Genomic DNA, 1,625 nt, shown 5'->3' with positions numbered 1-1,625 from the left:
TGAGAGTGTAAAATATTTTGTGTAAATAGAAATGTGCACTGAATGATGTTCATAGAAAAAGGAAGACCCTTTCTGTAGAATAAAGTTAGCCGACAAAATTCACAGAAAAGAGGTCTTCCCTATGAATCATCTTACTACAGATTTAATCGAAGCACTAGCACAAAAACAAGATATCGAAGAAGTTTTTCGTCATCATTTGGAAACAGCTATCAATCAGCTGTTGAAACATGAATTAACTGTCTTTTTAGACTATGAGCCTTATGATCGAGAAGGTTTTCATTCCGGCAATTCCCGTAATGGCTACTACGATCGTACGTTTAAAACCGAATACGGAGAACTACACCTTCGTATCCCTAGAGACCGTAATGGCCAGTTCCAACAACAAACAATAGCTCCTTATAAGCGTTCTAATGATACGCTGGAACAGTTTGTCATTCACCTTTATGAAAAGGGGATTACGACAAATGAAATCGCTCATCTCATTGAGCGAATGTATGGACATCACTATTCCAAACAAACGGTTTCGAACCTAACGCAACTTGTTTCTGAAGACGTGCAGGCTTTCCATGAACGAAAACTGGAAGAACGCTATGTGTGCATTTACTTGGATGCCACTCATATTCCGGTTCGACGTCAAACAGTTGAAAAAGAAGCTGTCTACATCGCTATTGGTATTACAGAAGAAGGAAACAAAGAAGTTTTAGACTTTACCATTGCACCAACAGAGTCTTCGCACGTATGGGAAGAACTCCTCCAATGCCTACATGAGCGAGGAGTAGAAAACGTTCTTCTCTTCATTTCCGATGGATTGCCAGGGATGACAGATAGCATTCACCGTGTCTATCCAAAGGCGAAACATCAAGTGTGCTGTGTACATGTCGCTCGAAACATTTCCAGTAAAGTACGTGTAAAAGATCGTGCAGCCATTCTCGATGATTTTAAAGCCGTTTACCAAGCGAAAAACCGTGAAGAAGCTATAGAAGCCTTAGAACAAATGCAAGGCAAATGGGAAAAGCCTTATCCACGTGTCATTGAATCTGTGATGAACAACGAACAGATCTTAACGTTTTATGATTTTCCAGCTTCCATACGTCGCAGTATCTACTCGACAAACTTAATTGAAGCCTTTAACAAAGAAATCAAACGATATGTCAAACGCAAAGAACAATTTCCAAATGAAGAATCCCTAGAACGTTTTCTTGTGACACGGTTTTTAGACTATAATCACAAGTTTGGCATGCGTTGTCATCGCGGCTTTGAAAAGGCAAAATCAGAATTGATACAGATGTTTGAAGCACTGGAAGATGAAGCTCTAGCACCAATTCGCCATCCTTGACCTTGTTTACGGTCGTGGTGGTGTGTAGGTTGGCGGATGGAAAAAATAAAGCCCTGTGCAGGGACTTCATCCGCACACCAATCCATACCACGACCGATCTTTTCTTAGTTCTCGCTGGCCGGGTCCCTGAACCCAACCAGCAAGAACTAAGAAAAGGAACAAGGTCAAGGACAAGCAGCTACCGCTGTGGCTCTGTGTTTAACCTAAATAGAAATTTTAACAAGTAAAATTAACAGGCTGACTTATCTACTGGAAATAGGGTTATTTACACAAAATTATTGACACACCC

General features: G+C 40.7%; 1 protein-coding gene. It reads left to right on the top strand.

Features of this window, described 5'->3' with window-relative positions:
* Window positions 1-121: 121 nt before the first annotated feature.
* Complete coding sequence (locus WKT09_RS13600; protein WP_340416549.1) at window positions 122-1,336, top strand: IS256 family transposase; 1,215 nt, start codon at window positions 122-124, stop codon at window positions 1,334-1,336.
* Window positions 1,337-1,625 lie beyond the last annotated feature (289 nt).

Source organism: Pseudogracilibacillus sp. ICA-222130 (genome assembly GCF_037892545.1).
GTDB lineage: Bacteria > Bacillota > Bacilli > Bacillales > Amphibacillaceae > Pseudogracilibacillus.
Note: the sequence above shows the minus strand (reverse complement) of the source record. Positions and strands in the feature narration are given on the sequence as shown.

Coding starts and splice junctions, on each gene's coding strand:
- WKT09_RS13600 (WP_340416549.1), top strand. CDS start 122: ATGAATCATCTTACTACAGATTTAATCGAAGCACTAGCACAAAAACAA.